Source organism: Archangium violaceum Cb vi76 (assembly GCF_000733295.1).
In the GTDB taxonomy this organism is placed as follows: domain Bacteria; phylum Myxococcota; class Myxococcia; order Myxococcales; family Myxococcaceae; genus Archangium; species Archangium violaceum.
In genome coordinates this window covers 1-7,715 of record NZ_JPMI01000309.1, presented here as the reverse complement: position 1 = coordinate 7,715, position 7,715 = coordinate 1, and the positions used below count along the sequence as shown (strand labels likewise).

Genomic DNA, 7,715 nt, shown 5'->3' with positions numbered 1-7,715 from the left:
AACGTTGTCGGGCATGGCGCGCTTCAGTGGGCGCTGCCTGCTCATCGCCGGATTCCTGTATGTCGTGGGCCTGGTCGTCCGGAGCCTGCCGCTCGTCTTCCTCTCGCTGTTCGTCGCGCTGCTGCTCACGACCCTGCTCTCCCCGGTCGCGGACTGGCTCGCCCGGCACCGTGTTCCCCGCTCGCTGGCCGCGGGAGGGACGGTGCTGGTGGGGGTAGCATGTGTCGGCGGGTTGCTCGCCTTCATCATCCCCAGGACGGTGTCCGGAGTCGTGGCGCATGCGGACACGCTGGCGCAGCGGGCCCGCGGCGTGGCGCGGTCGCTCACCCGCCTGCTTCCAGGCCAGGCGCTCACCCTGGACGAGCTGGGGAGCCGGGCCGAGGCGTGGGTGCGCCAGAATTCCCAGGAGCTCGCCACGGGCGCGGCCAGCGGACTGTCGGCCCTCACGCTGGTGGTGAGCGGTGTGCTGCTGGCGCTCGTCCTCACCTTCTTCTTCGTGCGGGACGGGGACTCGCTGGTGCGCTCGAGTCTCTCGCCGCTGCCACCGGTGCGGCGCCGGCGGGTCCACGCCGCCGCGAACGAGGCCTGGAAGACGCTGAGCCGGTGGGTTCGGGGCACGGTGCTGGTGGCGCTCATCGACGCGGCCGGCATCGGTATCGGCCTGGTGGTGCTCGGCGTCCCCCTGGCCCTGCCGTTGGCCCTGCTCACGTTCCTGGGCGCCTTCGTGCCCATCATCGGAGCGGTGGTGGCCGGCTTGGTGGCGGTGCTCGTGGCGTGGGCCATGGTCGGGCTGAAGGCCGCGCTCATCACCCTGGCCATCGTGCTGGCGGTCCAGCAGCTCGAGGGCAACGTCCTGCAGCCCGTCATCATGGGCCGAGTCCTGCCGCTCCATCCGGCGGTGGTGCTCCTCGCCGTCACCACCGGGACGCTGCTGGCGGGCGTGGCCGGGGCGCTCGTCGCCGTGCCGCTGCTGTCCGCGGTGACGGCGGGGACGCGGGCCTTCCTCGTCGGGGGACACGGGCCGGGGGAGCGGGACGAGCAGTGGCCGGAGGCACCGGAGGGCCCGGCGGACGGCGGGGAAGCCCAGCCGCCTGCCCCGCACTGAGAGGAAGAGGAGCAGCCAGAATGGCATCGGGGGCACGGCCTCCTGGCGTGGGATGAGGCGCCCCTGGCAGGGAGGGGCAGGCCGCTCCCACGTGCGAGATGGAAGCCCCGTCATTATGATTGTTTGGGCTCAAACAAGGCGGGGGGGTAAGGGGGAAACGCGCCATGAGGACATTGCGCCGCCGTGACGGCTGGGGGCTGCTTGCCGTGTTGGGTGGAGTGCTGGTGGGGTTGCCAGCGCTGGCCGGCACGCTGAAGGGAACCGTGGTTGGGAACTCCGGCGCTCCCAAACGTTTCGTTCGGGTGGAGGTGCTCGGGCCCGAGAAGGAGGCCCTCTTCACCGGGCAGGACGGGACGTTCACCGTGGAGGTGCCCGAGGGCAGCTACAGCGTGCGCATCACGGAGCGTAACCGCCGCATGGAATTCGAGGACGTCCAGGTCCCCGGAGCAGGGCATGCGGCCGAGACCTTCCAGGTCGAGTGGTGACGCATGAGCGCCCCAGAGAGCAATGGCCAGCGGACGAAGGGCTGGGAAAAGCTCGACACCGTGGTGAAGGGCGTGGGGGCCCTGCTCGTCTCCGCGGCCATCACCTTCTACGGCGTCAACAGGGATGCGAAGCAGGCGGAAATCGCCGAGCGCAACCGCAAGGCGCAGGTGCTCGTCCAGACGCTCAGCAGCCGCGAGACGGCCACGGCGGACATGCGCGCGAAGATGTTCACCACGCTCGTCGAGCACTACTTCGAGAACACCGCCGACGCGTCCACCCGGGTGGTCATCCTGGAGATGATCGGCCACAACTTCGGGGACCACCTCTACCTGCGGCCGCTCTTCCAGCGGCTGGATGCGAGGCTGAGCGCCAAGGGCTCCGACCAGCGCCCTGCCCTGCGGGAGGCTGCCCACGACATCGCCCAGTCCCAGCTCCGGCAGATCGTGGGCAGCGGGGGAGAAGTGTGCTCGCTCGAGCTGTCCGTGGGGGAGACGCGGACCAGCCCCTGCATCCAGCCAGTCCTGCTCACCCTGCGCGCGGTGACCGGGGACGGAGCGCTCGTCACCGCCGAGCCCGGCCAGCCGGAGGGCTTCGAGGTGTCCTGGTTCGAGATGCCGCTATCGAGCCACGGCATGCTCGGTGAACTGGAGTACACCCTGTTGCTCTCCGAGACGGCGCCCGAGGCTGGCCGGGCTCGCGTCCAGGTGGTGCGGTTGCCGCTCAACCAGTACAGCCCCGACAACCGCTTGAGGATGGACCAGCTCATCGCGGACCTCACGGTCGAGGACTTCTGAACGTGGCCTGCGCGGCACGCAAGCTGGTGCACCTGGAGTACTTCCACGACCACGCGCGAATCGAGCATATGCTCTTCGATGGGGCGCGCGGCCCGGTGAAGGGTGCGTTGACGCCGGACCTGTCGAGGCCTGGAATGGGGCTGGAGCTCAAGCGACAGGACGCCGAGCGTTACGCACTGTGAGCGGAGCTACGGGTCGGGCAGTGACCTTCTCGGGGGAGTCCATGTACCTGAAGCTCCGTATTGGCCTACGCACCAAGTTGATGATCGGAGTGTCCCTGGTCCTGCTGCCGCTCCTCGGGCTCCTGCTCGTCGGTCTCGAGGAAAACTACGAGATGCGCCGGACCTCCCTCCTGAACAACATGCGCCAGACCGCCACGACGTCCGGGCTGCTCATCGATGTGTTGCTTCAGGATGCGAGGGGACTGGCGCAGACGATCGCCGCCGAGGCCGCCAGCCGCAGGCTGGAGCCGGACGAGCTCCGCCCCTTCGTCGAGCGCCTCACCGCGCTCACCGGGTTGGTCAACCTGGCCGTGTTCGACACGGCCGGACATCTGGTCGCGGCCTCCACCCCGGGGCCCGCGGGGCTCGACGTCTCGGACCGCTCCTACTTCCAGGAAGTCCTCCAGACGAAGGAGCCGGTGGTCTCCGAGGTCCTCATCGGCAGACTGGTGGGCCGGCCCGCCGTGATAGCGGCTGCTCCGATTCTCGGTGCGGACGGGCAGGTCCGGGGAGTGGTCTCCGTGAATCTGGGGCTCGACCAGCTCGCGCGACGGATGTTCGATATCGAGCTGAGGCCCGGGCAGGCCATCTTCGTGGTGGATCCGCGCGGGCGGCTCGTCTTCCACACCGCGCGCAAGGAGTCCTCCTGGGAGGAGAGGGATCTCTCCGGGCGCCCCGAGATCCAGGAGGCGATCGCCGGCAACCCGGTGCTCACGACGGAGTTCCGCGGGCTCTTCCGCCAGGATCCCCGGATCGCCGCACTGGTGCCCACGCTGCAACACGGCTGGGTTGTCGGCGTCACCTGGGGCACCCAGGAGGCCTTCGAGGACCTGAACAGGATTCGCCGGCTGCAGCTGGCGGCGTTCGTGACGATCGCGCTCCTCGTCATCGTGGGCGCCTGGGCCCTGGCCACCTACCTCAGCGGGAGGGTCTCCCGGTTGGTGGAACATGCGCACGTCCTCGGGAGTGGAGCGCTGGGGGAGTGGTCTCCCATCAAGCTTTCGCGCCTGGGCACGGGCGATGAGCTGGACGAGCTCACCGACGCCTTCAACCACATGGCGAACGAGCTGAAGGCGGAACGGGAGCGGCGCGAGATGTTCATCTCGTCCGTCGCCCATGACATGAAGAACCTCACTTCTCCGCTCTCGCTCGCCGCACAACTGCTGCGCGATCCCTCGCGCCAGTCGCCCGATGCTCGAGAACGGACACTCGCGAGGCTGGGCCACCAGACGGCGCGCATCGAGCGGCTCGTGTCCGACCTCCTGGACGCATCGAGGCTCGATGCGGGGCACTTCAACCTCATCCTTCAGCCTCACGACTTGATGAAGCTGGTGAGGGGCGTCATCGAGGAGCAGCAGGCGAGCGCGACCGGACACCGGCTGGTGCTCGAAGGGCCTGGGGAGCTCGACGTCGAGGGGGACCCGGAGCGGCTCGCGCAGGTGCTCACGAACCTCGTGAGCAACGCCATCAAGTACAGTCCGGAAGGTGGCGAGGTGAGGGTGACGGTCTCGGCGGCCGAGGGGCTGGTCCACGTCCAGGTCATGGACAATGGAATGGGCCTTCATCCGCAGGAGCTAACCGAGGTGTTCGAGCCGTACGCGCGCACCGCGGCGGCCCGGAAGATCCGCGGCCTGGGTCTGGGCCTGTACATCTGCCGGGCCATCGTCGAGGCGCACGGTGGAACCATCCGTGCGCGGAGCGAGGGACTCGGGAAGGGCACCACGTTCATGTTCACCATTCCCTCGCGGCCTCCTCGGAGCGGCGACACCTCCACCCTGCTCGGCCCAGGCTGAGTTGCTGACGGCCCAGCGCAAGTCCACCCCTGGGCTTCCACCGATGTTCACATCGCCCGCAGGAGCGCCGTGGGAAAGTGTTCGCGCATCACCACGCTTGCCGCGGTGCTCGGCAGGAAGGACAAGAGATGACGACAGCTCACCAGGTCCAGCGCTCTGGCTGCATCATCCGCTACTGGACCTCCGGGCCAGCGGATGGTCCGGTCGTCGCATTCACACACGGCGCCAGTCTCGACCACCGCTCGTTCGACCCGCAGGTAGAGACGCTCGCGAACGCCGGGTACCGCGTTCTGACGTGGGACATGCGCGGACATGGTCAGTCTCGTCCCCTGGGTGGACCGTTTACGGTGGAGGAGCTGGCCAAGGACCTCCTGGCGATCGCCGATGACGCCGGTGCGCACGAGCTCGTCGTGGTGGGCCACTCGATGGGCGGCTACGTCGTGCAGGAGTTCGCGCATCGCTCCCCCGACCGTGTGCGGGCCGTCGCCGTGATCGGCTGTACGGATCTGTCGAAGAAGCCGTCCGCCGGCTGGCGGCTCATGTACACGGTTCTCCCGTTCTCGCTGAAGCGGATGTCCCTCGATGCATTCCACCGGCGGACGCTCGCTGACCTCTCTGTCTCGGAAGACGTCAGGAGTTATGCGGCTGAAGCGATGAGCGTGATCTCGAAGGAGGACTTCATCGAGATCATCCTCGGCGGTGTGCGGTGCCTGTGGTTCGACTCCGGGCTCGGTCGCGACTACGTGATCCGCAAGCCCTTCCTTCTGACCCATGGTGCACTCGATCGAGCCAACCGCGGTGTTTTCACCAAACAGGCACCCGCGTGGGCGGCAAAGGAGCCGAACTGCCGGTACAAGGTGATTCCCGCGGCGGGGCACACCGCGCACATGGACAACCCCGACGCCTTCAACGCGTTGCTGCTGGACTTCCTGCGCGCGGCGGACGAGCCAACGACATCGTTGCCGGGGCGAACGTCGCGGTAGAGCGCTTCACCTCCCGGGGACCGGCAGGGGCGTGCGCCCCGCTGGCGTGCCGCTCAGGGCTGTGTGGCGGCCTCCGCGCCCGGGACCGGGGGCGGCAGACACGGCTCTCGCTGGAGGCGGATGCTCCACCGGGTGCCGGGCAAGAGCACTGCACGGTCCTCGGCCATCCGTGTCAGCAGTGCGAGCGCCTCCTCCTGCGCCGCCTGCTCTCGCTGGACGCTGGCCGGCACGGCGCGCCTGGGGGCCGGCGCTGGAGGAGGTGGAGGGGGCGTCTCCACGCAGACGTGGAGGCCCTCCACCTCGCTCGTCGCCTGGAGCGCCCGCGCCAGCTCCAGCCACCACTGCACATCGGGCGGTGACTCGGAACCTTCCCACGCGGCGCGGAGCGCGATGTCCCGCAGGCGCACGGGAGTCCCCAGCCGCTCCCCGAGCGCGCGCCCCAGGAGCACCTCCCCGGCGCTTCCCAGTGGCGGTCCCAGGTGGAAGACCTCCACGCGGGGGGCGCCCGGGTCCGTCAGGTCCAGGCGCCAGCGCAGCAGAGCTCCCGCGGCCTCGGCCGGCCAGGCCAGGCGCAGGACCTCTCCCGTGCGCGAGCCCACCTCCGCCAGTTGCACGGGGGGCGGGGACCGGGGGGCCTCGGGAGCGGGCCCCAGCGTGCGGGCCACCTGGCGCATCGTTTCCATGTCGGGCACCGCCACCACGCTCACCGTGGGCGCCGCGCTCAGCTCGGCCGAGATGCGCTCGGTGAGCTGCCGCTCCATCTGGAGGGCGCGCTCGGGGCTGCCCACGATGATGAGCTGCACGCGCACCTTGCGCCGCTCCACCGTCAGCTCCGAGCGGACGGTGCCCTGGGCGGGGGCCAACTCTTCCAACAGGGACAACACCCGCTGGCGAGCGCGCACCTGCCAGGACACCTCTCCCAGCGCCCGGGAGAGTGGCACGGACACCAGGGCCACCAGCAGCAACGGCAGCACCACCCGCAGCAGGGGCCCGTAGGCGGAGCCGAACACCTTCTGAAGCCAGCGCGCCGCTCGGTAGGTGAGCTCACCGCGCCGCAGTTGCTCCGCCTCGGCCGCCCGCAGGGCCACCCGGTCGAAGGCGAGCAGCAGGAACACCAGCGTGGTGAAGAGCAGGATGGCGCAGAAGTTGGTGACGAAGAGCAGCGCGGCGCCCCCGGCCACCTCGGCGCGCCCCGTGCCCAGCCCGAAGCCCACCACACACAGCGGGGGCACCAGGGCGATGCCAATGGCGGTGCCGGCCGCGGCGCTCGCCGCCTCGGAGCTCGGACGCACCGCGGTGAAGGCCGCCGCGAGCGCACAGCAGATGGCCACCAGGAGATCCAACAGTGTGGGCAGGGTGCGGGCCGCGATCTCCCCCGTCACTTCCTGGAAGGGAAGGGCGAGCGTGATGAGGGCCGCGCTGCCCACCACTCCGACGATGCTGGCCCCCACCCGCATCAGGGAGCGGATGGTGAGCAGGGGAGAGCCCACCGCGAAGCCCATCCCCAGCTCGACGATGGGCCCCATGAGGGGCGAGATGAGCATCGCGCCGATGACCACGCCGGTGCTGCCCAGGACGAGCCCCAGCGTGGCCAGTGCCATCGCCAGCAGCAGCTGGAGCCAATAGGTGGGAGCGCTCTTGGCATGCCGCACCAGCATGTCGTGCACGAGCGAGGCCCGGGATGCCGCCGTCACCCCGAAGGCGAGCCGCACCCTCGCTCGGGCCCGCCGCAACCAATGTCCCCGGGCGAGAGCCAGGAGCCACCCCCTCCCAGGCCTCGCGTTTCCTCGCTTCGTCTCCACGCTCCGCTCCACTTCGTTTGGGGCCGGCTGCTAGTCGCGGGCTCCACTCGTCGCCAACTCCGCCCTCGCTGGATGTCCTTCTCGGACCAGGCCCGGGTGGTGCTGCTCACGGCGAAGAGGGCCTCGCCTGTCAGCGGGGTTTGACCCACCACCAGCGCGATGACGAATCGTACGGAGTGTGACAGGTAGGGTCATTTGAGCACAAAACATGTGTGCTAGCATCCTTCGGATTTCCGGCAACGGAGAGCCGAGGTCCGCTGCAGTGTACACGCCGCCGGGCTCTGAAGAGGAGCGAGGATGAGCGCCCGAGAGAACATGGCATCCGGTACCTGCACCTGCTCCGGGCAGCCGGTTGTGCGAGCTGCTGGGTGGACCGGGTCAGGAGTCTCCAGCCAGGCGAAACCGGGAGGGTGTCGAAGCGCTGTTCCCGGGATGGGGTTGGGCTAGAGGAGGCGTCTTGATGTCTGCACCGTCACATTCCATCCCCGCCGTTCCGGCAGCCGCGGAGACGTCCAAGCGTGTGGCCACGCT

General features: G+C 69.4%; 7 protein-coding genes. 6 read left to right on the top strand and 1 reads right to left on the bottom strand.

All coding sequences use genetic code 11. From position 1 onward, the window contains the following. The 6 genes from Q664_RS42980 to Q664_RS42955 form a co-directional block, all read left to right on the top strand. Positions 1-1,105, top strand: a 1,105-nt coding sequence (locus Q664_RS42980) for an AI-2E family transporter (protein WP_268811449.1), incomplete at its 5' end; no start/stop codon positions are given. 164 nt (positions 1,106-1,269) lie between these two features. Beyond that, positions 1,270-1,590 (top strand): carboxypeptidase-like regulatory domain-containing protein, encoded by a 321-nt coding sequence (locus tag Q664_RS42975; RefSeq protein ID WP_084610839.1) that lies wholly within the window; start codon positions 1,270-1,272, stop codon positions 1,588-1,590. A gap of 3 nt (positions 1,591-1,593) precedes the next feature. Beyond that, positions 1,594-2,385: a hypothetical protein gene (locus tag Q664_RS42970; protein ID WP_043410312.1), complete on the top strand. Its 792-nt coding sequence runs from the start codon at positions 1,594-1,596 to the stop codon at positions 2,383-2,385. A gap of 2 nt (positions 2,386-2,387) precedes the next feature. Next, positions 2,388-2,567 (top strand): hypothetical protein, encoded by a 180-nt coding sequence (locus tag Q664_RS42965; protein WP_043410309.1) that lies wholly within the window; start codon positions 2,388-2,390, stop codon positions 2,565-2,567. Positions 2,568-2,608: 41 nt separating this feature from the next. Further along, the gene (locus Q664_RS42960) at positions 2,609-4,399 is read left to right on the top strand and encodes a sensor histidine kinase (protein ID WP_152622665.1); all 1,791 of its coding nucleotides are present in this window, start codon (positions 2,609-2,611) and stop codon (positions 4,397-4,399) included. Between the two features lie 128 nt (positions 4,400-4,527). Beyond that, a complete protein-coding gene (locus tag Q664_RS42955; RefSeq protein WP_052519390.1) occupies positions 4,528-5,382 on the top strand; it encodes an alpha/beta fold hydrolase in 855 nt (284 codons plus the stop codon). Positions 5,383-5,435: 53 nt separating this feature from the next. Here the strand turns inward: Q664_RS42955 and Q664_RS53460 are convergent, their stop codons facing one another. Then, positions 5,436-7,115, bottom strand: a complete 1,680-nt coding sequence (locus Q664_RS53460; protein ID WP_152622664.1) for a DUF389 domain-containing protein — start codon at positions 7,113-7,115, stop codon at positions 5,436-5,438. Positions 7,116-7,715: the final 600 nt, after the last annotated feature.

What these genes read in the sequence shown, in the direction of transcription:
- Q664_RS42975 (WP_084610839.1), top strand. Translation starts at nt 1,270, where the DNA reads ATGAGGACATTGCGCCGCCGTGACGGCTGGGGGCTGCTTGCCGTGTTG.
- Q664_RS42970 (WP_043410312.1), top strand. Translation starts at nt 1,594, where the DNA reads ATGAGCGCCCCAGAGAGCAATGGCCAGCGGACGAAGGGCTGGGAAAAG.
- Q664_RS42960 (WP_152622665.1), top strand. Translation starts at nt 2,609, where the DNA reads ATGTACCTGAAGCTCCGTATTGGCCTACGCACCAAGTTGATGATCGGA.
- Q664_RS42955 (WP_052519390.1), top strand. Translation starts at nt 4,528, where the DNA reads ATGACGACAGCTCACCAGGTCCAGCGCTCTGGCTGCATCATCCGCTAC.